A 25,353-nucleotide genomic window follows, 5' to 3' on the forward strand; every position below is an offset into this window, starting at 1 on the left:
TTATTGAAGAATGAGCCGGGACCGCTTCGCGGCTCATCGGCTCTTTAAAAAAGAGAGATTGATCCACCACAACCGGCGCATGGCTTAACTGCCATTGGCGTCCAAGGAGTTTTGCGTAATTAAAATATATATCAAGCATCCTGCGCAGTACGAGAAATATTTTTGAATATGTTTAACTGATTAACAGCAAAACTAGGTCTATTCGATCTATTTTAATTTAAAAAATTATTGACTTTATTTTATTTACGCTAATATCACTTACTAAACCCGCATCTATGCATTTGATAAATAATAATTATACCATTGATCTTGATCAATGACGTGAGATTAGCGATCACATCATTGTCTGTGAAATTTCGTTTCATGCTCATAATCGCGCACGATTGGAGAATTGCATGGCCGATACGCAGAGTGGGCAAGTCACGGCAGAAAAAGAGCCGCACAAACTGACATTGTTTCCTTTGATTGCGCTTGTGTTGGGATCGATGATCGGCGGCGGCGTCTTCAATCTGCCATCGGATATGTCTCGCGCGGCATCGCCGGGCGCAATCATTATCGGCTGGATCATCACCGGCATCGGCATGTTGATGCTGGCGCGCGTCTATCAGTCGCTCGCCAATCGTCGTCCCGATCTCGATGCCGGACCTTACGCCTATGCTAAGGCCGGTTTCGGATCGTTTATCGGCTTCAACAGCGCCTGGGGATACTGGCTCAGCGCCTTTCTCGGCAATGTTGCCTATGCGGTGGCGATCTTCTCGGCCTTGTCGTTCTTTTTCCCAGTTTTCGGCGACGGTTCCAACCTGCCATCAATCATCGGCGCGTCAATCTGCCTTTGGCTGATCCATACGCTTGTCCTCTACGGCATCAAGCAGGCGTCATTCGTCAATATCGTCACGACGATAGCCAAACTTGTGCCGCTGATGCTGTTCATCCTGATCGCCATCGTTGCTTTCCATTGGGACAAGTTCACCTTCAATTTCTGGGGCCGTGGTGAGGAAGCCACACTTGGCAGCATTACGCACCAGATCAAAAGCACGATGCTGGTGACGCTGTGGGTGTTCATCGGCATTGAAGGCGCCAGCGTCTATTCGGCCCGCGCCGCCAACCGCAAGGATGTGGGCCGCGCGACCGTGATCGGCTTTCTCGGCGCACTCGGCATCTATGTGCTGGTATCGCTGCTCTCGACCGGGCTGATGAGCCAGCCGGAACTCGCCGGGTTGAAAGTGCCCTCCATGGCAGGCGTCTTCGAGCCGCTTGTCGGTCATTGGGGCGCGCTGCTCATCAATATCGGCCTTCTGATTTCAGTGGGTGGGGCTTTCCTGTCCTGGACCCTGCTCTGCGCGGAAATCCCATTTTCCTGCGGTCGCGACGGCACATTTCCAAAGTGGTTTGCGGTCGAGAACAAGAACGGGTCGCCAGCCAATGCGCTCTGGGCAACGAACCTCGCGATTCAGTTCTTCCTGCTGCTGACCTATTTTTCCGAAAGCGCCTACCAGTTCTTCTACTTCATCGCATCGGTCGCCATTCTGCCGCCTTATGTGTTTTCCGGCGCTTTTGCACTGAAACTCGCGCTCAGCGGCGAGACATATGGCGCCAACAGCAAGTCGCGACGGCGAGACCTGTGGGTGAGCCTGATAGCGACGCTCTACGGCGTCTGGCTCGTCTACGCGGCGGGACTAAGCTTTCTCCTGATGTGCACGGTGCTCTTCGCACCCGGCATTCTGGTTTACGCGAAAGCCCGCAAGGAACATGGAGAACCGATCTTTGAGGGACATGAAGTTTGGATCGCGGCAGGCATAACCCTGCTCGCCCTCGTCGCCATCTATCTGATGTGGACGGGAGTTATCACACCATTCTAACGCATTCATCCACGGGAACGATCTTTTGCCGGCTACCGGAAAATCTTCCCGCCCAGATCACCCTTTCAAACAGGAGCATCGAGATGAGACAATTTGGAGTGCATTCGGAAGTCGGCAAGCTACGCACAGTGATGGTTTGCAGCCCATCGCTCGCCCATCAACGACTGACGCCAGCCAATTGCCATGACCTTCTGTTCGATGACGTGATCTGGGTGCACGAGGCCCAGAAGGACCATTTCGATTTCGTGCTCAAAATGCGGGAGCGCGGCGTTGAGGTTCTGGAAATGCAGGACCTGCTCGCCGAAACGCTGGACGACAAGGAAGCACGCCAATTCGTTCTCGACCGGCGTATTCTGCCTAATCAGATCGGGCGCAATGTCGCCAATTCCATGCGCCCCTGGCTGGATGAACTGCCATCGAAAAACCTGGCCCAGTTTCTCATCGGCGGCGTGGCCGTTTCCGACCTGCCGGACATATGGGGCAAGGAACTGATGCTGGACGTGCTGGGCGGTACGGAATTCATTATTCCGCCGATCCCCAACACGTTGTTCCAGCGCGACTCATCCTGCTGGATTTACGGCGGCGTGACCGTGAACCCGATGTTCTGGCCAGCCCGTCAGCCGGAAACGCTGATCCAGCGCGCCATCTACAAATATCATCCGGAATTCAAGGACGGCGATTTCAAAATCTGGTGGGGCGATTTCGACACCGACCACGGCAACGCCACGATGGAAGGCGGCGATGTCATGCCCATCGGCAATGGCGTTGTGCTGATCGGCATGGGCGAACGCACAACTTATCAGGCTGTCGGTCAGGTGGCGGAAGCGCTGTTTGCCGCCAATGCCGCCACCCGCGTCATCGCCTGTGTGATGCCGAAAAGCCGTGCGGCCATGCATCTCGATACGGTGTTTAGTTTCTGCGACCGCGACCTCGTTACGATTTTTGGCGAAGTCGTGGACCAGATTCGCTGCTTCAGCATTTATCCGGGCGACGACGGAAAAATAGCCGTTCGTCCCGAAACAAAGCACCTGCTGGAAGTGACGGCGGAAGCGCTGGGACTGAAGAAACTGCGCTCGGTGGCAACTGGCGGCAACGCCTACGAAGCCGAGCGCGAACAGTGGGACGACGGCAACAATGTCGTCGCGCTGGAGCCCGGCGTGGTGGTTTCCTACGACCGCAACACCTACACAAACACGCTGCTGCGCAAGGCGGGCGTTGAAGTCATCACCATTCGCGGTTCCGAGCTTGGCCGTGGTCGGGGCGGCGGGCATTGCATGACCTGCCCCATATGGCGCGATCCGGTCTGAGAACCGGACTTCCATCGCAACATAATATAGTTTTGGAGACGTATCATGAGCTTTAATCTGCGCAATCGTTCCCTCCTCACGGTGCAGGATTACACGCCACGCGAATTCCGCTTCCTGCTCGATCTAGCGCGCGATCTGAAGCGCGCCAAATATGCCCGCACCGAGCAAAAGCACCTGTCAGGCAAGGAAATCTGCCTCATCTTTGAAAAGACCTCCACACGCACCCGCTGCGCCTTCGAGGTCGCCTGTTCGGATCAGGGCGCCAATGTCACCTATCTCGATCCTGCCGGATCCCAGATCGGCCACAAGGAATCCTTCAAGGACACGGCGCGTGTGTTGGGGCGTATGTATGACGCTATCGAATATCGCGGCTCATCGCAGAGCGGTGTTGAAACGCTGGCCAAATATGCCGGAGTACCGGTCTATAACGGCCTGACCGATGAATATCATCCAACACAGATGCTGGCCGACGTGCTGACCATGTGGGAACACAGCGACAAGTCGATCCCCCAGATCAAATATGCCTATGTCGGCGACACGCGGTCCAATATGGGTCATTCGCTTCTGATCGTCGGCAGCCTGATGGGCATGGATGTCCGCATCTGCGGACCGAAAGAACTGTGGCCCGCTGACGAATATCGCAAGATTGCAGAAGACCTCGCCGCTGCATCGGGCGCAAAGGTCACCATCACCGATGACGTCAAGGCGGCGGTCAAGGACGTGGACTTCATCCACACCGATGTCTGGGTGTCGATGGGCGAAGCGAAGGAAGTCTGGGCCGAACGCATCAAGCTGCTGAAGCCCTATCAGGTCAATGCTGCGCTGATGAAAGCCGCAGGCAATCCGCAGGTGAAGTTCATGCATTGCCTGCCAGCCTTCCACGATACCGAAACCGTCGTGGGCAAGCAGATTGCCGATCAGTTCGGCATCTCGGACGGTCTTGAAGTGACCGACGAAGTTTTCGAATCCCACGCCAATATCGCATTCGAACAGGCGGAGAACCGTCTGCACACCATCAAGGCCCTGCTTGTGGCAACGATTGGAGATTGAGAATGCGCATCGTCATCGCATTGGGCGGCAACGCCCTTTTACGGCGCGGCGAGCCGATGACAGCCGAGGTGCAACGCAGGAATATCCGCACCGCTGTCGAAGCCATCGCGCCGGTCACCAAGGACCATCAGGTCATCATCACCCATGGCAATGGTCCGCAGGTGGGGTTGCTTGCCTTGCAGGGCGCTGCCTACAAGCCTGACGAGGCCTATCCGCTGGACGTGCTTGGCGCCCAGACGGAAGGCATGATCGGCTATATGCTGGAACAGGAACTTGGCAATGTTCTGCCATTCGACATTCCCATCGCAACCGTCCTTACCATGGTTGAGGTGGATGGCGATGATCCCGGCTTCCAAAACCCGACCAAGTTCGTCGGCCCGGTCTATTCCAAAGACGATGCCGACCGCATCCGTGGCGAAAAAGGCTGGACCTTCAAGCAGGACGGCGACAAGTGGCGACGGGTTGTGCCCTCGCCGCTTCCGAAGCGGATTTTCGAAATTCGCCCGTTGAAATGGCTGCTTGAAAAGAACACCATTCTCATCTGCGCGGGCGGCGGCGGCATTCCCACCATGTATGAGAAAGGCAAGGAACGCTCGCTTGGCGGCGTGGAGGCCGTCATCGACAAGGATCTGGCGAGCGAGCTTCTCGCACGTGAACTTGGCGCCGACCTCTTCATCATGGCGACCGACGCCGAAGCGGTCTTTACCGACTGGGGTAAGCCGACGCAAAAGGGCATCCACGAAGCGACCCCGGAATCCCTTTCGCACTATCAGTTTCCGGCAGGTTCGATGGGACCGAAGGTGGATGCCGCCTGCAATTTTGCCAAGGCGACCGGAAAATCCGCCGCCATCGGCGCGCTGGCCGACATTCCCGGCATTGTCGATGGCAAAAAAGGAACCATTGTCAGTACAGGCTTTTCAAAACTGACCTGGCATTGAATGAAATATTGGAAGCTCCGGTCTTTGAGGGAAGACCGGAGTTTTCAGCGTTTAATCTACTAAAGTCGCTATCAGGGGAGACCACAAGGTGAGCGAAAACGAACCGGCGCCGACCACTGGCGGTCATATTCCATCCATGCTGGATGCACTTGTTCCATGTATTGCGCTTATCGTTTTCCTCGCCCTTTCCTATTATCTGTTTGGTGATGCGGCCTCGTCCGGCCCCAACCAGATCGCCCTTGCGGTCTGCGGGCTGATCGCCGCCGGTGTTGCCTATAAGAACGGATCGAGCTGGGCCGCGGTCCGCGCCGCCGTTGTTGACGGGATCGCGACCGGCTTGCCCGCCATTCTCATCCTGATGGCGGTTGGCGCGTTGATTGGCACATGGGCGCTCAGCGGCACGATCATGTCCATGGTCTATTACGGGCTGAAGCTTCTCAACCCCGATTATTTCTACGCGACGACCACCATTGTCTGCGCGGTGGTGGCCTTCAGCATCGGCAGTTCATGGACCGTCGCAGGCACTATCGGCATCGGGCTTATGGGTGTCGCGGCTCATATGGACCTTTCCCCCGCAATCACAGCGGGCGCCGTCATTTCCGGCGCTTATTTTGGCGACAAGGCATCGCCGCTTTCCGACACGGTCAATCTGGCGGCCGCCTCCGCCGGTTCGGAAATATTCGACCACATCCGGGAATCCCTCTGGACCTCGATCCCCGCTTTGCTTTTGTCCATTGTGCTGTTCGGCTTTCTTGGTGAGCAAAACGATTTTGACGCAAGCTCGCTTCTCACAAAGATCGACAGCCAGATTCAGGTTTCGCTCTGGGCTTTCCTGCCCCTGCTGCTGGTCTTCGTGCTGTCGGTAGCGCGGGTATCTCCGGTCGTGGCGATATTCAGCGGCGCTTTGGCAGGCGCTATCCAGGGCGTCATCATGGACCCACAACGGGTGATCGCATTTGCCAATGATGCAGCACTTCCCAGTGCGCTCGCCCTATTGAAAGGCGCATGGCTGGCGCTTGCCACCGGCTATACGAGCTCCGTCGGCGATCCCGATATCGACATGATTCTCAGCCGGGGTGGCATGGCGAGCATGATGACGACCATCTGGCTCATCATCACGGCGCTCGCCTTTGGCGCGGTAATCGAACATGCAGGCATTCTCAATCGCCTGATCGACCCGTTGATCCATCGCGCGAAATCCGATGCCAGTCTGATCTCGACCGTCGCAGGAACCTCTGTCCTGTCGAATGTCGTCACGTCCGATCAGTATATTTCCATTGCCCTGCCGGGGCGCATGTTCAAGCAGGCTTTTGCCAATCGCGGACTGGCACCGGCACTTCTTTCCCGCGTGATTGGCGACAGCGCAACCGTGACGTCTCCGCTGATCCCATGGAACAGTTGCGGCGCCTATATGGCTGCGGCGCTGGGGGTCAGCACCACCGCCTATCTCGGCTTTTGCTTTTTCAACATTCTCAATCCGCTGATGACCATCGGCTTCAGTCTTCTCGGCTGGCGCGTGCTTAGAACCGCCCCGGCGAAGGCCACGTCATAAAGGCTACCCGCGCCGCGATAGCAGCGCGATGAAGCAGGCCCCACCCAGAAGCGAGGCGAACAGGCCAAGCGGCAGATTGTAGGGAAAGGCCACCATCCGCGCGAGCCAATCGGCGCTTACCATCATCAGCGCGCCCATCAGCATGGATGCCGTCAGGAAGCGCTTCGGCGTATGCAGGCCGAAATTGCGCGCCAGATGCGGAGCGATCAGCCCGACAAACGAGAGCGGCCCCACCATCATCGATGCAATCGCTGTCAGAAGCGCTGCAATCAGCACGATCACAAGACGCGGCAGGACGAGCGAAAGACCGAGGGTGCGCATCGTCACCGAACCAAGCGGCAGAATGTCGAGCCAGCGCGACAAAGCAAGCAGGATCGTGAAACTGGCAGCCAGCGCAAGAGCGGCCAGCCAAAGCTGCATAGGCGTCGCCTGCGTGCCGGTACCGCTCAACCAGCCGAGCAGGACAAAGGCTTGTGGAGAGCCGGTTGCAATGATGGCTGTCAGAATGGAGCTGACCATAGCGCCAAGGCCGACACCGGCCAGAAGCAGCTTTTCCGCACCAAAACCGCTGCGCGCGGCAATCGCCAGAATGAAGATCAGCGCCAGCACCGAGCCGATGGAAGCGCCCAGCCATTGCAGGGAAAGGCTTGCGACGGGAAGCAGGAGAACCACCGCCAAACCCGCACCAGCACCAAGGCCGACGCCCATAATTTCGGGGCTGGCGAGCGTGTTACCCGTCATGCGCTGGAGAATGGCTCCGGCCAATGCCAGCATGCCGCCCGATAGGCCCGCAAGAGCAAGTCTTTGCACGCGCCAGTCGAAAAGCGCATCGAACACTTCACCACGGGCAAGGACAAAACCGTCCTGCCCCCGGCCGAGACCCAGCGTGATGGCGGCCACAAGCAGGACAAGCAGCAGCAAAATGGCGAAGAACAAGCCGGTACGCTTGAGGCGAACAGCGCTGGCCTCGCTCTGGCCCGACGGCCATTCAAACATGCGCAGACGCGGCAGCATCCAGAGCAGCAGCGGACCGCCGAGCAATGCAGTCGCAGCGCCCACCGGCAGGCGGTCGCCGGTGACGGCCTGCAACAGGCTGACGCAGCCATCGGTCAACCAGAGCAGAATTGCCCCAATGGCGGGCGCGGCGATCAGCTTTGTCTTGAGACGGCGCGCGCCGGAAAGCTGCGCCAGCGTCGGAGCGACCAGACCGACAAAGCCCAATATGCCGACTTCTGCCGTGATACTTGCCGCCAGCCAGACGGCAATGGCAATCACCAGAAGGCGGCTTGCCGCCAGCGACAGGCCGAGGCTGCGCGCATTGGCATTGTCGAGCGCCAGCAATGTCAACGGGCGCAGCAGGAAGAAGGCAATCCCGCCGCCGATCAGAACCCGCAGGGAGAGCGCAATGCCCGGCCCCCAGCTTTGTTGTTCCAGCGAACCGCCGCCCCAGACGAACAGCGAGAACACATATTCGCCATTGGCGAGGATGAGCGCCGTGCTTGCCGCCGTTGCGGTCAGCGACACGATCATTCCGCAGAGAATGACAGAAGCGGGTTCCAGCGAGCGTTTCCAGTTGAGCGCCAGCACCAGACTGACCGCCGCCAGACCGCCCGCCAAAGCCAGCCATTCTCGAAAGATGAAGGCTGCGGGCAGATAAAGTATACCCGCCGTCATGGCGAGCTGCGCTCCGGCAGCAATGCCGAGCGTCGAGGGTTCGGCGAGCGGATTGCGTAAAACCTGCTGCAACAGCAGGCCGGAAAGCCCAAGGCCTGCGCCACAGATCAGGGCCATAGCATTGCGCGGTAAGACGGTGTCAAACGCGATGACCCGGTGCAGCGCCAGCAGTTCCGGTGAACCGGCAGGGGCATTCAGCGCCCGCGTGAATTCGAAAGCGGCCATCAGTGCCGCGACAAGCGCGAGCAGCGCCCAGAACAGCAGCGGCCTTATGCCTGCAACACTCTTCTCCGTCATGGGCTGCTCTTCCAGTTTTCACGAAGAAGCTGGGCAAAGCGGCGCGCGGCAGGCAATCCGCCGAAATGATCGAGCGGCGGCAGAAACAGAACCCGCTTTTCACGGATAGCGGGCAGCGCGTTCCACAAGGCATTTTGCGGCAGACGATAAAGCGTTTCAGGATCGGTCGGGCCGACGATCACGATGGATGCGTCCGGCGTTTCGGCCAATTGCTCCAGCCCCACCGGCGCCGCGGCTGAATAGCTTGTATCGCGCGTCCACGCATTCTCAAAACCGAGCCGAACCAGCACATCGCCAAACAGGCTGTCGCGCCCGAAAGCGCGAAAATGCCGGGCATCGCCCAGACTGATGACGAAGACCTTCCGTCCCGGTATCGCAGCGAAGCGCTGCCGCGCCTCCGCAATCTCGCGTGCAACAGTCGCGACGTAAGCGCGCGCTTCCGCAGCCAGACCGAGCTTTTCCCCAAGACTTAACGTCGCCTCTTCCAGCATCGCATAGGGCGGCTGACCGGCGCTATAGACAGTCGGCGCGAAGACCGGCGCGATGCGCTCGAAGGCTGCACGCTGATATTCGTAAAAATTGGACGCGACGATCAGATCCGGTTCCATCATGCGCAGAAGCTCAAGATTGGGCGCTCCGCGCAGACCAAGATCAGCGACATTTTCCGGCACCGCCGGCTCAAGCTGCATTTGCCTGTATTGGCGCAGTTCTGCCGCTGCCACCGGCACAGCGCCGATCGCCAGAGCGGTCTCAAGCATGGCCCAGTCGATCACCGCAAAACGCATCGTCGCGGCATGGGCCGAACGCAGTGCAGGCGCCGCAAAAAGGGCGCCTGCGAATCCGAGAACCGCGCGACGGGTGACTGTCATGACGGAACGCGCGGCGAAAACCGTCGCATCACCACTTGGTGTGCACCTTGAGCAAAGCCTTCCTGCCCTCGCCATAACCGCAGACATAGACGCCCTGACATCCAGCAACATAATCCTTGTCGAAAAGATTGGTCACGTTGAGATCGATGCCCCAATTATCCTTTTCATAGCCGAGTTTCAAATCGGCGAGTGCCACAGCGGGCACTTTCAGCGTGTTCTGCTCGTCGGCATAGGACGAGCCGATATAACGGACGCCGCCGCCCAGCGTCACGCCTTTCAGCGCGCCTTCGGGCACCTTATACTCGACGAAGACCGAAGCCTGTTGCTCCGGCAGGAGATAAGGACGCTTGCCGACCAGCGTTGGGTCCGAGGCGTTTTCCTTGACCTTCAGGTCATAGGCGGTCACGCTTGCCGTCACCTTCCAGTCCTCGGCAATATTGGCCTGCATTTCGAGTTCGAAGCCGCGCGAATTGACCTTGCCGAGCTGTTCACGGGCAAAGCTGGAGCCGGTCAGCGAATTTTCCTTGGTCAGATCGAAGAAGGACGCGGTGATCAGGCCATCGAAGAATGCCGGGCGATATTTGACACCGGCTTCATACTGAACGCCGGTTTCCGGCTTGGCATAGCTGCCGTCATACAGGGTCTCGATAATCGGATTGAAGAAGGTCGCAGCACTCACATAAGGCGTGATGCCGTTCTCGAACTCATAGCCGAGACCTGCACGACCGGAGAAGCGGCCCGTATCATATTCGAAGCTCGGCAGACCTGAGGCTTCAGTCCAGACATGATCGTAACGACCATTCAGCGTCAGTATCCAGCCATCGCCGAATTCCATGCGATCCTGCGCATAGACACCCACCTGATTGCGGCGCAGATCCTGATCAATATAGGGGTCCCACATAGGCCCCTGCGGCTCGCCATAAACCGGGTTATAGGCGTCGATGATCGTTGCGCCGCCGGTCTGCTGCATCTGGTCGATGCGGAAATAGCGGTACTCCGCGCCGAACAGCAGATTGTGGTCGATGGCCCCGGTCGTCACCTTGCCTTCAAGCTGGTTATCAGCCTGAAAGGTGTTGACCGTGGTATCGTGCTTGAAATTGATGCGGGCGAGGTAGGGATTGCCAGCAGCTGGCTGCGCCAGAAATCCGTCATAGCCGTAAGGGTAGAGGCTATGCTCCTTCACATTGGCAAAGCCGTAACGCACATTCTGACGGACGGTCCAGTCACTGTCGAATGTGTGTTCGAATTCATAGCCGATCGATAGCTGTTCGCGATTATAGGAATCGACATCCGGCTCGGTAAAATTCGCCTTGCGCGAAATCTTGCCGAACTCGGTCGGCACCACGGTACCATAGTAAGGCAGAAAGCCGCCATCATGCGTCAGGTCCAGATGGGTATAGTTGGCCAGAATGGTCAGGCTGGTCGATTCATCCGGCTTGTATTCGATGCTTGGCGAGATGACGCCACGAAATTCCTTGGAAAAATCCGTATAGTTGTCGCCACCCTGGATCTTGCCGTTGACGCGGTAATTAACCGTCTCCGTCGCCTTGTCACCAATGTCGAAGCCGAGATAGCCATTGCCATAGCTGTTGATGCCCGCCTCAAGATAGCGCAGGCGTTCGCCGGTCGGGCGCTTGCTGATGTAATTCACGATACCGCCGGGATTGGCACCGCCATAAAGAGCCGATGCCGGACCACGCAGCACGTCGATGCGCTCGATACCGAAACTGTCGATTAAAAAGCCGCCAAAGCCGTAGCTGAAATTCTGCAACCCATCGAGATAGGTGCCATTGGCCGTCGCGTCGAAACCGCGAATATAGAGCCAGTTCGTGTCATTATCGACGCCGAAAGGCTGCGCCAGCACGCCGGGCGTATAGCGCAAGGCTTCGTCGATCTTCTGCGCGCCGAGCGCATCCATCTGATCGCGCCCGACGACCGATACGGATTGCGGGATCTTGTCGATTGCAACGCTGTCCTTCGAGCCGGTGGTGGTCGCCTGAGGCACAAAGCCCCGGACCGGCGCAACACCGTCGGCCCGCGTGGTGCCGCCATTTCCATCAGACTGAATGACAACCGTGTTTAGCTGAAGGGGTTTGCTGTCTTCCTGCGCCAAGGCAGGAATGGCGGCAAGCGCAGTACCGCTTGCCAGCAGGACGAGAAGATTGTGCTTCATCGACGGCATATGATGTGACCCCTAAGACGGATAAAAACGCGAACCTTCACAGGCTCCCGCGACCCCGCAGACGGGCGCGTTAATATGAGTGCTTATATCAAGAATATTCGGCAGGATTGTTCGTTTTTATGGCAAATTGAACGATCTTCAGTTCATCTCAGCGTGCAGTAAAAAAGCAATCCTTTCTGTGGCTCTGCTACACCTGTTGTCTCAGCCATGCCGCCGGCGTTGTGCCGGTTTGCTTCTTGAAAACACGCGTGAAATGGGCCTGATCGGAAAACCCGACCAGCGCCGCAATATGCGGCAGCGGCGTGTGCGCCTGAAGCAGCAGCGCCTGCGCACGCGCGATGCGTCGCTCCATCTGCCAGCTATGGGGCGACACCCCCGTCGATGCCTTGAAGGCGCTGCAGAAATATGTTTCCGACAGACCAGCCAGATCGGCCAGTTCCTGCAAGCGGATGATGCGCGCGTAATTGTCCTCGATGAAATCTGTCACGCGCCGGAGCCGCCATGGTGACAGCCTGCTCGCGCCTGCACGCGGCTGCGCTTCCGCCCCGAACAGTTCCGCGACAAGCGCGTTGATCAGGCCTTCACCATAGAGATCGTGCAACGGCGCATTGGACAGGCACTCTTCCGCCAGAAGCCCGCCGATCTGCTCAATCCTGGCATTGGAAAACAAAAGGCGTGGACGCTCGACCGCAGCCCTGTCGAGCGCGCCACCAAAGCGCTGCTGCAGCGTGTTGATGTCGAGATGCAGATCAAGATGCTTGAGCTTACCCGGTCTCGCACTCTCGCTCCAGATCGTCATGCCCGCCGGAATATAGCAAAGACGCGAAGGGTTCGCGCCTTGCGCAACGGCACGCCCCTTGCTGCCGGGACGGATATCGAGCGCGCCCTGGCTTTCGCAGACGAGAAACAGGCGTGGCGCTTGCGAGACATATTCACCGCGCGCGCCGGGACCACATTCGACAGACCACACGTCGGCAATCGCGCCATTCCAGACGCGATAGTGAAGGTCGTCCAGCAAGGTGACGTCTTCGATCCGGCTTTTCATATGCGGATGGAAACCCAAATCTGCTTTCCTGAAATCTTAATCTAAAAGAGGTATAACTTACTCATGTTTTTGTGGCAACTTTCGAAAAGCTGCGTTATTGCAGGGAAAGCACTGCGCCAGAGGACGACGATTGATGACCAACTTGTTCGAACTTGAGAATGTCAGCTTTTCGGTTGCCGGGCGCACGCTGTTGCAGCCTTTGACCATGTCGATACCGGCAGGAAGTGTGACAGCCTTGATCGGACATAACGGTTCAGGCAAGTCGACACTGCTTAAAATACTTGCCCGCCAGCAGCCAGCGTCGGGAGGCACAATCCATTTTGCAGGCAAGCGCCTCGACCAATGGGGCGACCGCGAATTTGCACGCAAGCTTGCCTATCTGCCGCAGCAGACGGCATCCGCATCGGGCATGCTGGTCAAGGAACTGGTCGCGCTTGGCCGTTATCCGTGGCACGGCGCTCTGGGCCGCTTTGGTGATACCGACCGGGCGAAGGTGGAAGAGGCCATCGAACTGACCGGCATAGCACCTTTTGCGGACCGGCTTGTCGATACGCTTTCCGGCGGCGAACGCCAGCGCGTCTGGCTGGCCATGCTGGTGGCGCAGGATGCGCAATGCCTGCTTCTCGATGAGCCCACATCGGCGCTCGATATTGCCCATCAGCTGGAAGTTCTGTCGCTGGTACGCAAGCTGTCGCAGGAGAAGGAACTGAGCGTTTTCATCGTCCTACACGATGTGAACATGGCCGCCCGCTTCTGCGATTCCATCTTCGCGCTGCACAGTGGCCGCCTGATCGCCCAATCAACACCCGCCGGTGTGATGGAGCCCAATCAGCTTCGGGAGATTTACGGCGTGCCGATGGAAGTCATGCGCCACGCCGCGACCGGGCATCTGATTGCAGCTCCTTTGTAATTAAAACTGCTGACCTGCAAGATAGCGTTCCAATGTCTTGACCGTGCCATCCCGCCAGATTGCTTTCAGTGCAGAGCTGAACGCGGTGACATAGGCGGGATTGGCGGCAAGCGCTCCGAAAATATCATCCATGGAAAGCCACGCAGCCGGGTCGGCCTTGGCGCGCGCTGCCTGCTTGGTCAGGCGATCCCATGACGGATCATTCGGCTCGATAACAGCGCCGCTATCTGTGGTGCCATAGCAATAGCGGCACCAGAAAGCGGAAACGAGCGCAAGCCCGGTCACCGAATGGCCCTTCGCCACGCGGTCAGCAGCGGTGGGCAGAATGAATTTCGGCTGGCGGTTGGAGCCATCGAGACACAAGCGGCGGATGGTGTCGCCGATGCTTGGATTGGCGAAGCGCTTGTCGATCAACACGCGATAGGCTTCAAGATCGGTATCCGGCACGGGCGGCACTTCCGGGATGATCTCATCCTTGGTCAACTTCTCCAGATAGCGCCGGATCAGCGGATGCTCCATGGCCTCATGCACGAAATGAATGTCGAGCAAGCCGCCCGGATAGGCGATGGCCGCGTGGCCGCCATTCAGGATGCGGATTTTCATCAGTTCATAAGCGGCAACCTGATCGGTGAAGGTGACGCCGACTTTTTCCAGAGCCGGGCGTCCGGTCGGGAAATTATCCTCCATCACCCATTGCTTGAAAACTTCGCAGAAGACCGGCCAGCCGTCATCGACACCGAAATCCTTCGCGGCAATCTCGCGTTCGCGCGCGCCGGTGGCGGGCGTAATGCGATCCACCATCGAATTCGGGAAAGCGACATTGGCAGAAATCCAGTCGGCAAAGGCCGGGTCGCTCAGCTTGGCAAGCCCCGTCACGGCGTCTTCCGTCACATGCCCGTTGCCCGGAATGTTATCACAGGACATGACCGTGAAAGGCTGGACACCCGCCGCCTTGCGCAGTTTCAGCGCCTGAACGATCAGGCCGAACACGGTTTTCGGATGGTCCGGATGCGCGGCATCCGCCACGATATCCGGATGAGCCGGATCGAAGGTCTGGCTCGCCGGGTCGATATAATAGCCGCCCTCCGTGATCGTCATCGAAACGATGCGCGTATCGGCTGATGTCAGATAGGCCATCAGGGCCTTGCGCCCTTCCTCGGTCGAAATCGTCACATAATCGACCATCGATGCGGTGATGCGCGCGCCTGCATGATCGGCTTCCTGTTCCACAACGGTGGTCAGCCAGTCCTGGACTTTGAGCGTATCACGCATGGCATCGTCGCTACCACGCACACCGGCACCCACCAGCGCCCAGTCATGCCCCTCGCCGGTCGCAAACAGATCGTCCAGATAGACTGCCTGATGGGCGCGGTGAAAATTGCCGACGCCGAAATGCACGATACCCGGCTTCAACCCGGCAGGATCGTAGCCGGGCTTGTGCACCTTATCGAAGCTTTGAAGCGTTGCGCGCGATAGCTTGGTCATGACGGTATCCTCTATTCAATCGGGTACGAACTGGACTTTCATGGTCGCGGGATCGCCGCCATTTTTGGTGAAGAATGGCAGCATTTGCTCCAGCGGCAGCCGGTGGGAAATGAGCCGCGCCATAGAGCCACCGTTTGAAAAGTCCTGTTTCAATATGTCCAATGCCTGCGGAATGTTTCGGTTCAAAGAATGCGAACCGGCAATCCTGATCTGGCGACGGAAAATCTCGAAGGGTGCCACTGAAATTCGTGCGTCGGGCGCACAGACGCCAAATACCAGAACGGTTCCTCCATCGGCGGTGAAGCCGACCATGCTTTCGACCACCCCGGCTATGCCGGTGGCGTCGGCGACAAAATCAAAGCTGCGCTGGCGCCTGTCCAGCGCTTGCGAACCGGACACGACCGGCTCAAGCCCGAGGCTTTCAACGAAAGCCAGCCGGTGTTCATTGATGTCGGCGACCGCAACCTCGGACACGCCCTGCGCTTTCAGCGACAGGGCCAGCAACAGGCCGATTGGGCCTGCCCCGAAAACCAGCGCATTTTCAGTACCGTGCGGGCCAGTCTTCAAGCCTGCCGCGCCAAGCCCGTTCAGCACGCAGGCCAACGGTTCGGCAAGGGCCGCGATATCATAAGGCAGATCACCGATAGAATGGAGATGGCTGGCATTGACGAGGCTCATGCCAGCAAAGCCGCCATTATGGGTCACGCCATAAGCTTTCAGGTCGGAGCAGAGATTGGTCAGCCCCTTGAGGCAGGCGCGGCAGTGACCACAGGGAATATTCGGATCGACCGCAACGCGGTCGCCGACCTTCACATTGGTCACGTCTTCGGCGATGGCCATCACCCTGCCCGCATATTCATGCCCCGGCACCAGCGGAAAGGCACTCGACCCATAGCGGCCATGCAGGACATCAATGTCTGTGTGACAGAGGCCCGACGCCTTGACGTCGATCAGCGCGTGACCCGGCAGCAATGCCGGTTCCGGCAGATCGGCCATGCCTGCTTCGCCATGGCCGGTAAAATAGATCGCTTTCATTGCACTATCCCGGCCTCGCCTTACGCCATCCAGTTGCCGCCATCGACACCGAAGGTCTGGGCGAGAATATAGTCGCTGTCGGACGAGGCGAGGAACACCGCCATGCCGGTAATATCCTCCGGCGTCGCGAAGCGACCGATCGGCACCGACTTCGCCACGGCTGCTTTTTTCTCGCCCGGCTTCAGGCCCTCCCATTTGGCGAAATTCGCATCCACCACATCCCAATGTTCGCCATCGACCACCCCCGGCGCAATCGCATTGACGTTGATGCCATGCTTGACCAGAGCGAGAGCCGCCGACTGCGTGGCGGAGATGATTGCCGCCTTGGATGCGCAATAGAGCGTCACCAGCGCCTCACCACGGCGACCCGCCTGGCTCGCCATATTGATGATCTTGCCGCCGCGTCCGCGCTTGATCATCACATTCGAAACCGCCTTCATCATAAAAAGGGGGCCCTTGAGATTAATGCCCAAAACGCGTTCGTAGCTGTCCTCGGTCAGTTCATTGATCGGTGCCATGTCGAAGATTGCGGCATTGTTGACCAGAATATCGATGCCGCCATATTCGGCATCGATGGCGGCCACCACCTTGTCGATTGCGCCCAGATCGGTCACGTCCAGCCTCACCGCCTTCACGGATGGACCGATACCGCGCGCGGCTTCTTCCGCGCGCTCGATATTGATATCGGCAATGATGACCTTTGCACCCTCTTGCGCGTAGGCCGCCGCAAAGCCAAGCCCGATGCCACGCGCAGCGCCGGTGATGAGGGCAACCTTGTCTTTCAGTCTCATGGACTTTCTCCGATAATGTGATTGTTTTTCCTTACGCATTATCCGACGCAAAACCGCTTCGCGCTTTTGCTGGAAATGCTTCTTTAAAGATGCGTTTTCTTTTCAGACAGGATCAGCGGATGGCGGTCACGGCGCTGGAGCGACAGGCCATCGGGCGTAAAGAGATGCGCGTCGGCGGCATCAAAACCGAGCCGCGCCGTTTCATGCGCACGGGCCGTGCTGTTGCCGCCAGCTTCCGCCACGATCAGGCCGGAAGCGGCATCGTTTTGCACATAGAGATAAGTCTGGCCGCCAAGACGCTCGACCACCATGATCTCGCCTTCGAGAATGCCGTCATCCGCCGGATGCAGATGTTCCGGGCGAACGCCCAGCACAAGCGGCGCACCGGCGCTCACCCCTTCACCGGCAACCGGCACCTTGACCGAACGCCCATTGGCAAGCTGCACCGTCACGCCATCGCTATCGACGGCGCCCGCCTTGACCTCGATGAAATTCATGGTCGGCGATCCGATGAAACCCGCCACAAAGCGATTGACCGGGTGGTGATAAAGCTCCAGCGGTGAACCGACCTGTTCCAGCTTGCCATCGCGCAGCACGACGATCTTGTCGGCCAGCGTCATGGCTTCCACCTGATCATGCGTGACATAGATCATCGTCGCATTCAACCGGTCATGCAGGCGCGCCAATTCGATGCGCATCTGCACGCGCAGCGCCGCATCGAGATTGGACAGCGGTTCATCGAACAGGAAAATCTTCGGCTCGCGCACCATGGCGCGCCCAATGGCGACGCGCTGGCGCTGACCGCCCGAAAGCTGGCGCGGCTTGCGGTCCAGCAATTTGTCCAGCTGCAATGTCCTGGCAACACCTTCCACCTTGCGGTCACGCTCGGCCTTGCCCACACCTGCCAGCTTGAGCGCGAAACCCATATTGTCGCGCACATTCATATGCGGATAGAGCGCATAAGTCTGGAACACCATCGCAAGCCCGCGTTCATCCGGCGGCGTATCGTTGCACTGCTGCCCGTCGATCAAAAGATCGCCGCTGGTGATTTCTTCCAGCCCCGCAATCATCCGCAAAAGCGTGGATTTGCCCGAACCGGACGGCCCGACGAAGACCACGAATTCGCGGTCTTCGATGGCTAGGTCCACACCCTTGATGACATCGATATTGCCGAAGGACTTGGTGGCGTTATGAAAAGAAAGCGTAGCCATGGGGTTCCCTTTACTTCACGGCGCCGAAGGTGAGACCGCGCACCAGCTGGCGCTGCGTAACCCAACCGAAGACGAGGATCGGCGCGATGGCGAGCGTGGACGCTGCCGAGAGTTTTGCCCAGAAAAGCCCTTCCGGTGACGAGAAGGACGCGATGAATGCCGTGAGAGGCCCGGCCTGCGAGGCCGTGAGATTGAGGCTCCAGAAGGCTTCGTTCCAGCACAGGATGATGGAAAGAAGCGCCGTCGATGCAATGCCGGGCAGGCTTAGCGGCAGGAGCAGATAGCGTATCTGCTGGCCGACCTTCGCCCCGTCCATGCGGCTCGCCTCAAGGATTTCATGCGGCACTTCCTTGAAGAAGGAATAGAGCATCCAGACCACAATCGGCAGATTGGAAAGGGTGAAGATGATGATCAGACCGGTGCGCGTGTCGAGAAGCCCGGTATCGCGCGCCAGAAGATAGATCGGCACCAGAACACCCACCGCAGGCAGCATCTTGGTCGAGAGCATCCACAACAGCAGATCCTTGGTGCGTTTTCCCGGAAAGAATGCCGCCGCATATGCCGCCGGAACGGCGATCAGCAGCGACAGGATCGTCGCGCCAAGGCTCTCGATCACGCTGTTCATGGCGTAGCGGAAATAGTCGGCGCGCTGATTGACCGCCGCGAAATTTTCCAGCGTCGGCTCGAAGAACAACTTTGGCGGGGCCACCGCGTCGATCTCTGTCTTGAATGCCGCAAGCAGCATCCAGAGGATCGGGAAGAACATCAAAAGCGCCACGATCCAGCCGATAATCCCGGCGGAGAGCGCGGCTTTGTCGAACTTGCGTTTTGCAGCCATCGTTCGTCTCCCCTAATTATCCAGATTGCGCGCCACGGTTCGGATGAGGAACGCGGCAACGATATTGGCGAGGATGATGGCGACGACACCGGCAGCGGAAGCGCCACCGATATCCCACTGAAGGAGCGCCTTCAGATAGATGAAATAGGTCAGCGTCGTCGTGGCAATACCCGGTCCACCGGAGGTAGTGACGAGGATTTCCGCGAAGACCGACAGGAGAAAGATCGTCTCGATCATGATGACGACCGAGATCGGGCGCAGCAGATGCGGCAGGACGATATAAAAGAACATCACCGGCCCTTTGGCGCCATCAAGCCGCGCCGCTTCCATCTGCTCGCGGTCGAGCGACTGCATGGCGGTCATCAGGATAAGCGTCGCGAAAGGCACCCACTGCCAGGATACGATCATGATGATCGACGCCATTGGAAACTGTCCGAACCAGTCAATGACAGGCAGTCCGAGACTGCGCGAGATAAAGGCGAACAACCCGTTGACCGGGTGCATCAGAAGGTTTTTCCAGATCAGCGCCGACACCGTCGGCATGACGAAGAACGGCGCAATGACCAGAAGTCGCGCAATGTTCTTGCCCCAGAAATCCTGATCGAAAATCACCGCAAACAAAACACCCAGCACCACCGAAATGGCCAGAACCGAGCCCAACAGAATGAGCGTCTTCGTGATGGCCGACCAGAGCCCCGGATCGGACAGCAGGAACTTGTAATTCGAGAAACCGGCAAAACCGGTCACGAAGGGATTGATGAGATTGTAATACTGAAACGAGAACCAGAGCGTCATCGCCAGTGGAACGATCATCCATAGCAAGAGCAGGATGACGGCGGGTGCAAGCAGAGGTCCGGTGCGGACGCTGCGGCGCGATTTTGCGGCAAAGCGCGATTTGGTGCCTGTGGCCAAGGCCGGGTTTGCTGGCATGTCTGACGTTCCTCCCCTTCCCGCTTCAACATCCACCGCGCCCGAAAAGGTGCGGCGGATCGCGCGAAAATCGAGCCTGCTGCTCTCACTCAGGAGCGCAGCAGGCTGATGGTAACCGGATTACTTGATGTAACCGGACTGCGTCATGATCTGTTCGGCCTGCTTCTGTGCGCCATCGAGCGCCGCATCGACGCTTTGCTGACCGGCGACAGCCGAAGAGATTGCCTGACCGACAATGGTGCCGATCGCCTGGAATTCAGGGATCGCCACGAACTGGATGCCGGTATAGGGGACCGGGTCCTTGGTCGGCTTGGTCGGGTCGGCCGATTCAATCGCCTTGAGAACCGTCTCGGCGAAAGGCGCGGCCTTCTTGTACTCTTCATTGGCGTAGGTCGACTGACGCGTACCCGGCGGAACGGCAACCCAGCCTTCCGACTTGCCGACCAGTTCGACGTAGCCCTTCGAGGTCGCCCATTTCAGGAACGACTTTGCGGCTTCCGCCTTCTTGGTCGATGCCGGGATGGCGAGGTTCCACGACCAGGCCCAGGACGAGCCATTCGGCGTCACTTCGACAGGCGCCTTGGTGAAGGCCACCTTGTCGGCAACCTGGCTCTGCTTCGGATCGTAAATGCGGCCCGCAGCTGAGGTGGCGTCGATCCACATGGCGCAATGGCCGGTGGAGAACAGCGCCTGATTTTCATTGAAGCCGTTCGAGGTGATTCCGGGAGGGCCTGCTTCCTTCATCAGATCGACGTAGTAGTTGATGGCCTTTTTCCAGGTATCGGAGCTCATCTGCGGCTTCCAGCTCTCATCGAACCAGCTGCCGCCAAATGTGTTCACCAGGGTGGAAAGATAGGCCATGTTTTCGCCCCAGCCCGGCTTGCCGCGCAGGCAAAGACCGTACTGTTCTTTCGATTTGTCGGTGAGCTTGGTCGCGAATTCCTTGATCTCGGCATAGGTCGGCGCATCCGGCATTTTCAGGCCAGCGGCTTCGAACAGATCCTTTCGATAAAGGGTGAACGAGCTTTCCGCGTAAAACGGCACGGCATAAAGCTTGCCATCGACCGTCAGACCGGCGCGCACCGGCTTGATAAGATCGTCATAGTCGTAATCGTCGCCCAGATCATCGACCGCAAGAAGCCATCCGGCCTTGCCCCAGATCGGGGTTTCATAACCGCCGATGGTCATGATGTCGAACTGGCCGCTCTTGGTTGCGATGTCCGTCGTGACACGCTGGCGCAGCACGTTTTCTTCGAGCACCACCCAGTTGAGCTTGTTGCCGGTGGCCTTTTCCCACTCCGGCGAAAGCTTCTGCATGATGATCATATCGGCATTGTTGACCGTTGCGATCGTGAGCTCCTCCGCCCACGCCGAACCGGAAAACATTGCGACGCCAGCGGCAGACGCAATAAGCCCTGTCACATAAGTTTTGGTCCGCATTTCGTCTCCTCCTTTACGAATGCATAGCAAAATTCTTACATATGTAAAATTTATGGCGCGGCTCTCCGTAGCTTGTCAAGCACGGTTTTTGATTTTGATTTGCGCGCTGAAAAGACCATTCATTCGATTGTTTTCCTGGCCGAAACAACGGATTTTTCACCGCGCGATCTGACCCCGCGATTATCTTAGCACATTCAAATATGCGCTGCATCGTTCCAGATGTTCGTCATTGTTCGCTTGACCTTTGCTTCAGCCTTTGACAGTTTGACTTGGGCCCGCCGCGAAAAATTTCATGGCGGGTCTGGTTGGAGGAACATCCTGAAATTATTGGAAAACAAGCTGCAGACGATGTGTCGCGCATCTATGGGCCAGCGCATCTGGACCCGACCGATAGCAGGAGAATGTGAGCTGTCACTGCAAGAAATTGCAGCGGGCAGCTGACGGACAGGACAGAGAAACGTGCGCAAAACCATACGCACCATGGAAGACTTTTCGGAATTCGTCGGGCTGTCGCGCCCCACAGTTTCCAAATATTTCAACGACCCATCATCCGTCCGCCCGAAGACCCGCGAGATCATCGAAGCGGCCGTCAAGCAGTCCGGCTTTCGTCCCAATCTTTTCGCGGTGAACCTTAATCGTCGTCGCACGACAATTTTGGGAATCATCATTCCCAACCAGCTCGATCATTTCTACATGGCGATGACCCGCAGGCTGCAAACGCTGGCCGAGCAACGGGGTTATCTGACTGTCGTTCTGTCGTCGGATGGCAAGCCGGAACTGGAAAAGCGCGCGATTGAAACGCTTCGCTCGCTCAATGTCGCGGGCGCCATCATCGCACCGCTTGGCGAACAGTCGCAGCATTCCGCGCTGGCGCGTCTCGCCGACGACGTCCCCATCGTCTATGTGGATTCGCCGCTCGACAGCACCACGCCTTTCGTCGGCACCGACAACCAGAAATCCTTCCACCTGATCGTCGATTATCTCTGCCGTTCTGGCAGCGAGCCTTGCTATTTCTCGATGCCGATTGTGAACAACAACGCTCTCAAACGGCGCGAAGCCTATACGACGGCAATGGAAAAGCTCGGTCACGAGCCACGCATCATCGAACTGGAACCGAGCCGCAGCTGGGATTTCGAACAATATGCCTTTGAACAGACGGCGCGCATCATGCGCGAGAAGGCAAGTTTTCCGACCTCGACGGTGCTCTGCTCCAACGACCGCATCGCCTTTGGCGTTACGGGCGCGCTCTGGCAGGCGGGACTGAAAATCGGCAGGCTCAAGGATTGCGATATCCGCGTGGCCGGTCACGACAACAATCCGCTGTCGGAATATACCTGCCCGCCGCTCACTACGGTCGCACAGGATTATAACGAAATCGGCAGGCTGGCGATTGAGCTTCTGTTCCGTACATTGGGCGAAGATTCCGAAGATCGGCTCGAACTGCCCGAAAGCAACCGCATCCTGCTGAATGCTGAGATCAAGCTGAGAATGTCAGCTTGAATACGCAATTATCGGCAGCAATCACGCCGAACTGCGCATGATCAGATGGCTGTCGAGATAGCGAATATCCTCGCCGGTCGCGCTGCTGCTGTCCTGCTCATTGATGCGTGAAAACAGCATATCCAGACCAAGCTGCGCGATCTGGCGGTAATCCTGGGCAACCGTCGTCAGAGGCGGGCAGGTGAAGCGGCTCAGTGGGTGATCGTCGTGACCGGCGACACGCAGATCGCTGCCTTCCTCTCGCCCGACATGACGCCTGCGTTCAAAAGCTGCCGAAATCACGCCGAAGGCCAGACGATCATTGGCGCAGAGAACCGTGCGCGTCGGGAAACCGCCGCGGTCGAGAATACGCCCCGCCTCCTGATAGCCGAGCTCCTCGAAACTCCAGTTTTTCGGGGTCATCGGCAAAACGATGGGCTCGATACCGAGCCTTTCCATCGTGGCGATATAGGCTGCGCGGCGCTCCAGCGCGTTCTGGTTGACGGCAGGCATTTCCAGAAAACAGGGATGCTCGCCGGTCCTGCATAGATATTCGGTAATGTTGCCGATGCTGACGCGGTTGTCGGTGCCGACAAAGGGCTGGTCCTCGCCGATACGGCTATCCAGAAACACCACCGGCATCGAATCGGAAAGGCTGGACAGAAGCTTGGTGTCGGTTTCAAAACCGAGCGGCGCCATCAGGACACCGGCGATCTTAAGCGACATCAGCGAGCGCATGGCGCGTGCTTCAAGCTTGCGCTCGCCATGCGACGACAGAACGATGGTCCAATAACCTTCCGCAAGGCATCGCAATTCGATCTGGCGAATGATTTCGGCATAGAACGGATCGGAAATATGCGGAACGATGACGCCGATATTCTTCGGCTTCTTGCGGTTGAGGCTGACGGCGAAAATATTGGGCTGATAGTTGTAATCCTTCAGCGCCTTTTCGATGCGGGCGCGCGTGGAAGGCTTTACGCTTTCCGGATTATCGAAATATTTCGAGACCGTAGGACGCGACAAGCCGCTTGCCACGGCGAACTCCTCCATCGTCCTGATCTTGTTTTCAGCCATGCTCCGCTTTCCTCGGGCCAGTCCCGATCGGCGCCCACTCCACGCCTCAAGATTTTTCCATGCGTAAATTTATTTTTTCACAGAAGCAACCTGAATTTCACCGGTGCCAGCCCTTATTACCGCAGAAAATGCTGATATAAGGCAACACAACTGTTTTTCCCGCCGCTATTCGGGCGAAATTAAATCGTTATAATTTTTACACGTGAAAAATTATATATTGACACGTTGAACAAGCTCCATCATGTCTAATGAAGCTCGATAATGGGCTGAAGGCACCTGCCCTTCCGGGAGATTTGAAGACCGACGCAAAGTGCTGCGGTCCGATGAACCAGCAGGTAAGTCATCGTTCATGTCCCTGTTAGAAGGACAGCCCGGCAGACGCCGGTTCATACGGAGGAAATCATGTTTCGCACTTCTCTCGGCCGCATTCTCTTTTCCGGCGTCGCTCTGGCCATGATGGCGGGTTCTGCCTCTGCCGAAGGCGTTGGCGCATCGCTTCTCACCCAGCAGCATCCGTTCTACATCTCGCTCGCTGACGCGATGAAGAAGGAAGCGCAGGCAGAAAACGTGCCGCTCGAAATTTCTATCGCCAATCAGGACCTGAGCAAGCAGCTCGCCGATGTGGAAGATTTCATCACCAAGGGCGTCGATGTCATCATCATTTCGCCGGTTGACAGCAAGGGCGTGCGCTCGGCCATCAACAAGGCTGAAAAGGCTGGCATCAAGGTCATCACGGTCGATGTGCCTGCCAACAATGTGGACGTGACCTCCTTCGTCGGCACCGACAACTTTGCCGGTGGCGAACGCGCTGCCGAACTGATGGCCAAGACCATCGGCGAAAAGGGCAATGTCGCCGTCATCGATTACCCGACGGTTCAGTCAGTTGTTGACCGCGTTGAAGGCTTCAAGAAGGGCATCGCCAAGTATCCCGACATCAAAATCGTGGCGATCCAGCCGGGCATCACCCGTCCGGAAGCACTGGCGACCGCGCAGAACATCTTGCAGGCCAACCCGGATATCGTCGGCATCTTCGGCTTCGGCGATGATGCTGCACTTGCCGCCGCATCGGCTGTGAAAGCCGCCAAGCTTGAAAATCAGGTCAAGGTGATCGGCTTTGACGGCATGGAAGAAGCCCGCAACGCCGTGAAAAACGACCCGATCATGGTCGGCGTGATCGCGCAATATCCAGACCAAATGGGCAAGGTTGCGGTTGAAACCGCCGCCAAGGTCATCAAGGGCGAGAGCGTTCCGGCCAAGCAGCCAATCGTTCCGGGCGTCGTCACCAAGGACGGCGAAACCAAGTAAGACCGCGTGAAGCAGCGACACTCCTCCCAGTCGCTGTTTCCTTTTTGCGGTGGCGGCCCGGAAAGCCTCCCCTTTCCGGGCC

General features: G+C 58.0%; 20 protein-coding genes. 8 read left to right on the forward strand and 12 right to left on the reverse strand.

Annotation, left to right across the window (positions count from 1 at the left end; translation table 11 throughout):
• Nucleotides 1-395 precede the first annotated feature (395 nt).
• The 5 genes from arcD (at nucleotide 396) to nhaC (ending at nucleotide 6,706) form a co-directional block, all read left to right on the forward strand.
• The gene (gene arcD / locus ABWW11_RS23170) at nucleotides 396-1,859 is read left to right on the forward strand and encodes an arginine-ornithine antiporter (RefSeq protein WP_109366959.1); all 1,464 of its coding nucleotides are present in this window, start codon (nucleotides 396-398) and stop codon (nucleotides 1,857-1,859) included.
• An 83-nt stretch (nucleotides 1,860-1,942) separates the two neighbouring features.
• Complete coding sequence (arcA, locus tag ABWW11_RS23175) at nucleotides 1,943-3,166, forward strand: arginine deiminase (RefSeq protein ID WP_109366958.1); 1,224 nt, start codon at nucleotides 1,943-1,945, stop codon at nucleotides 3,164-3,166.
• 45 nt (nucleotides 3,167-3,211) lie between these two features.
• A complete protein-coding gene (locus ABWW11_RS23180) occupies nucleotides 3,212-4,216 on the forward strand; it encodes an ornithine carbamoyltransferase (protein ID WP_109366957.1) in 1,005 nt (334 codons plus the stop codon).
• A gap of 2 nt (nucleotides 4,217-4,218) precedes the next feature.
• The gene (arcC, locus tag ABWW11_RS23185) at nucleotides 4,219-5,154 is read left to right on the forward strand and encodes a carbamate kinase (RefSeq protein ID WP_109366956.1); all 936 of its coding nucleotides are present in this window, start codon (nucleotides 4,219-4,221) and stop codon (nucleotides 5,152-5,154) included.
• 88 nt (nucleotides 5,155-5,242) lie between these two features.
• A complete protein-coding gene (gene nhaC, locus ABWW11_RS23190) occupies nucleotides 5,243-6,706 on the forward strand; it encodes a Na+/H+ antiporter NhaC (RefSeq protein ID WP_210205571.1) in 1,464 nt (487 codons plus the stop codon).
• A 3-nt stretch (nucleotides 6,707-6,709) separates the two neighbouring features.
• Here nhaC and fhuB read toward each other — a convergent pair whose 3' ends face one another.
• The 4 genes from fhuB to ABWW11_RS23210 all read right to left on the reverse strand — a co-directional run bounded on the left by fhuB (nucleotide 6,710) and on the right by ABWW11_RS23210 (nucleotide 12,791).
• Complete coding sequence (gene fhuB, locus ABWW11_RS23195) at nucleotides 6,710-8,677, reverse strand: Fe(3+)-hydroxamate ABC transporter permease FhuB (protein ID WP_319080789.1); 1,968 nt, start codon at nucleotides 8,675-8,677, stop codon at nucleotides 6,710-6,712.
• Nucleotides 8,674-9,546: an iron-siderophore ABC transporter substrate-binding protein gene (locus ABWW11_RS23200; RefSeq protein WP_235859047.1), complete on the reverse strand. Its 873-nt coding sequence runs from the start codon at nucleotides 9,544-9,546 to the stop codon at nucleotides 8,674-8,676. Before ABWW11_RS23200 ends, fhuB begins: the two co-directional genes overlap by 4 nt.
• Nucleotides 9,547-9,574: 28 nt before the next feature.
• Nucleotides 9,575-11,728 carry a TonB-dependent siderophore receptor gene (locus tag ABWW11_RS23205; RefSeq protein WP_109366954.1) on the reverse strand — a complete coding sequence of 718 codons (2,154 nt, stop codon included), beginning with the start codon at nucleotides 11,726-11,728 and terminating at the stop codon, nucleotides 9,575-9,577.
• A gap of 187 nt (nucleotides 11,729-11,915) precedes the next feature.
• Nucleotides 11,916-12,791 (reverse strand): helix-turn-helix transcriptional regulator, encoded by an 876-nt coding sequence (locus ABWW11_RS23210; protein WP_109366953.1) that lies wholly within the window; start codon nucleotides 12,789-12,791, stop codon nucleotides 11,916-11,918.
• 115 nt (nucleotides 12,792-12,906) lie between these two features.
• Between ABWW11_RS23210 and ABWW11_RS23215 the strand changes: the two genes are divergently transcribed.
• Nucleotides 12,907-13,683: an ATP-binding cassette domain-containing protein gene (locus tag ABWW11_RS23215; RefSeq protein WP_109366952.1), complete on the forward strand. Its 777-nt coding sequence runs from the start codon at nucleotides 12,907-12,909 to the stop codon at nucleotides 13,681-13,683.
• On the opposite strand, the gene ABWW11_RS23220 is transcribed toward ABWW11_RS23215, so the two are convergent.
• The 7 genes from ABWW11_RS23220 to ABWW11_RS23250 form a co-directional block, all read right to left on the reverse strand.
• The gene (locus tag ABWW11_RS23220) at nucleotides 13,684-15,168 is read right to left on the reverse strand and encodes a mannitol dehydrogenase family protein (protein WP_283736225.1); all 1,485 of its coding nucleotides are present in this window, start codon (nucleotides 15,166-15,168) and stop codon (nucleotides 13,684-13,686) included.
• Between the two features lie 15 nt (nucleotides 15,169-15,183).
• Entirely contained in the window at nucleotides 15,184-16,203 is a 1,020-nt protein-coding gene (locus tag ABWW11_RS23225; protein WP_109366950.1) for a zinc-dependent alcohol dehydrogenase family protein, read from the reverse strand.
• Nucleotides 16,204-16,223: 20 nt separating this feature from the next.
• On the reverse strand, nucleotides 16,224-16,994 hold the full coding sequence (locus tag ABWW11_RS23230; RefSeq protein ID WP_109366949.1) for an L-iditol 2-dehydrogenase: 771 nt from the start codon (nucleotides 16,992-16,994) through the stop codon (nucleotides 16,224-16,226).
• 83 nt (nucleotides 16,995-17,077) lie between these two features.
• Complete coding sequence (locus tag ABWW11_RS23235; protein WP_109366948.1) at nucleotides 17,078-18,205, reverse strand: ABC transporter ATP-binding protein; 1,128 nt, start codon at nucleotides 18,203-18,205, stop codon at nucleotides 17,078-17,080.
• Between the two features lie 10 nt (nucleotides 18,206-18,215).
• Nucleotides 18,216-19,043: a carbohydrate ABC transporter permease gene (locus ABWW11_RS23240; protein WP_109366947.1), complete on the reverse strand. Its 828-nt coding sequence runs from the start codon at nucleotides 19,041-19,043 to the stop codon at nucleotides 18,216-18,218.
• 12 nt (nucleotides 19,044-19,055) lie between these two features.
• A complete protein-coding gene (locus ABWW11_RS23245) occupies nucleotides 19,056-19,973 on the reverse strand; it encodes a carbohydrate ABC transporter permease (RefSeq protein WP_109366946.1) in 918 nt (305 codons plus the stop codon).
• A 120-nt stretch (nucleotides 19,974-20,093) separates the two neighbouring features.
• On the reverse strand, nucleotides 20,094-21,413 hold the full coding sequence (locus tag ABWW11_RS23250; RefSeq protein WP_167836167.1) for an ABC transporter substrate-binding protein: 1,320 nt from the start codon (nucleotides 21,411-21,413) through the stop codon (nucleotides 20,094-20,096).
• Nucleotides 21,414-21,893: 480 nt separating this feature from the next.
• On the opposite strand from ABWW11_RS23250, the gene ABWW11_RS23255 reads away from it, so the two are divergent.
• Nucleotides 21,894-22,913 (forward strand): LacI family DNA-binding transcriptional regulator, encoded by a 1,020-nt coding sequence (locus tag ABWW11_RS23255; protein WP_109366945.1) that lies wholly within the window; start codon nucleotides 21,894-21,896, stop codon nucleotides 22,911-22,913.
• Nucleotides 22,914-22,934: 21 nt separating this feature from the next.
• Here the strand turns inward: ABWW11_RS23255 and ABWW11_RS23260 are convergent, their stop codons facing one another.
• A complete protein-coding gene (locus ABWW11_RS23260) occupies nucleotides 22,935-23,966 on the reverse strand; it encodes a LacI family DNA-binding transcriptional regulator (RefSeq protein WP_109366944.1) in 1,032 nt (343 codons plus the stop codon).
• Between the two features lie 402 nt (nucleotides 23,967-24,368).
• On the opposite strand from ABWW11_RS23260, the gene ABWW11_RS23265 reads away from it, so the two are divergent.
• On the forward strand, nucleotides 24,369-25,271 hold the full coding sequence (locus ABWW11_RS23265; protein ID WP_109366943.1) for a substrate-binding domain-containing protein: 903 nt from the start codon (nucleotides 24,369-24,371) through the stop codon (nucleotides 25,269-25,271).
• The last annotated feature ends 82 nt before the right edge of the window (nucleotides 25,272-25,353 follow it).

Origin of the sequence: Brucella sp. NBRC 113783 (genome assembly GCF_040372265.1) — a bacterium.
In the GTDB taxonomy this organism is placed as follows: domain Bacteria; phylum Pseudomonadota; class Alphaproteobacteria; order Rhizobiales; family Rhizobiaceae; genus Brucella; species Brucella teleogrylli.

Coding starts and splice junctions, on each gene's coding strand:
- arcD (WP_109366959.1), top strand. CDS start 396: ATGGCCGATACGCAGAGTGGGCAAGTCACGGCAGAAAAAGAGCCGCAC.
- arcA (WP_109366958.1), top strand. CDS start 1,943: ATGAGACAATTTGGAGTGCATTCGGAAGTCGGCAAGCTACGCACAGTG.
- ABWW11_RS23180 (WP_109366957.1), top strand. CDS start 3,212: ATGAGCTTTAATCTGCGCAATCGTTCCCTCCTCACGGTGCAGGATTAC.
- arcC (WP_109366956.1), top strand. CDS start 4,219: ATGCGCATCGTCATCGCATTGGGCGGCAACGCCCTTTTACGGCGCGGC.
- fhuB (WP_319080789.1), bottom strand. CDS start 8,677: ATGACGGAGAAGAGTGTTGCAGGCATAAGGCCGCTGCTGTTCTGGGCG.
- ABWW11_RS23200 (WP_235859047.1), bottom strand. CDS start 9,546: ATGACAGTCACCCGTCGCGCGGTTCTCGGATTCGCAGGCGCCCTTTTT.
- ABWW11_RS23205 (WP_109366954.1), bottom strand. CDS start 11,728: ATGCCGTCGATGAAGCACAATCTTCTCGTCCTGCTGGCAAGCGGTACT.
- ABWW11_RS23215 (WP_109366952.1), top strand. CDS start 12,907: ATGACCAACTTGTTCGAACTTGAGAATGTCAGCTTTTCGGTTGCCGGG.
- ABWW11_RS23220 (WP_283736225.1), bottom strand. CDS start 15,168: ATGACCAAGCTATCGCGCGCAACGCTTCAAAGCTTCGATAAGGTGCAC.
- ABWW11_RS23225 (WP_109366950.1), bottom strand. CDS start 16,203: ATGAAAGCGATCTATTTTACCGGCCATGGCGAAGCAGGCATGGCCGAT.
- ABWW11_RS23230 (WP_109366949.1), bottom strand. CDS start 16,994: ATGAGACTGAAAGACAAGGTTGCCCTCATCACCGGCGCTGCGCGTGGC.
- ABWW11_RS23235 (WP_109366948.1), bottom strand. CDS start 18,205: ATGGCTACGCTTTCTTTTCATAACGCCACCAAGTCCTTCGGCAATATC.
- ABWW11_RS23240 (WP_109366947.1), bottom strand. CDS start 19,043: ATGGCTGCAAAACGCAAGTTCGACAAAGCCGCGCTCTCCGCCGGGATT.
- ABWW11_RS23245 (WP_109366946.1), bottom strand. CDS start 19,973: ATGCCAGCAAACCCGGCCTTGGCCACAGGCACCAAATCGCGCTTTGCC.
- ABWW11_RS23250 (WP_167836167.1), bottom strand. CDS start 21,413: ATGCGGACCAAAACTTATGTGACAGGGCTTATTGCGTCTGCCGCTGGC.
- ABWW11_RS23255 (WP_109366945.1), top strand. CDS start 21,894: ATGGAAGACTTTTCGGAATTCGTCGGGCTGTCGCGCCCCACAGTTTCC.
- ABWW11_RS23260 (WP_109366944.1), bottom strand. CDS start 23,966: ATGGCTGAAAACAAGATCAGGACGATGGAGGAGTTCGCCGTGGCAAGC.
- ABWW11_RS23265 (WP_109366943.1), top strand. CDS start 24,369: ATGTTTCGCACTTCTCTCGGCCGCATTCTCTTTTCCGGCGTCGCTCTG.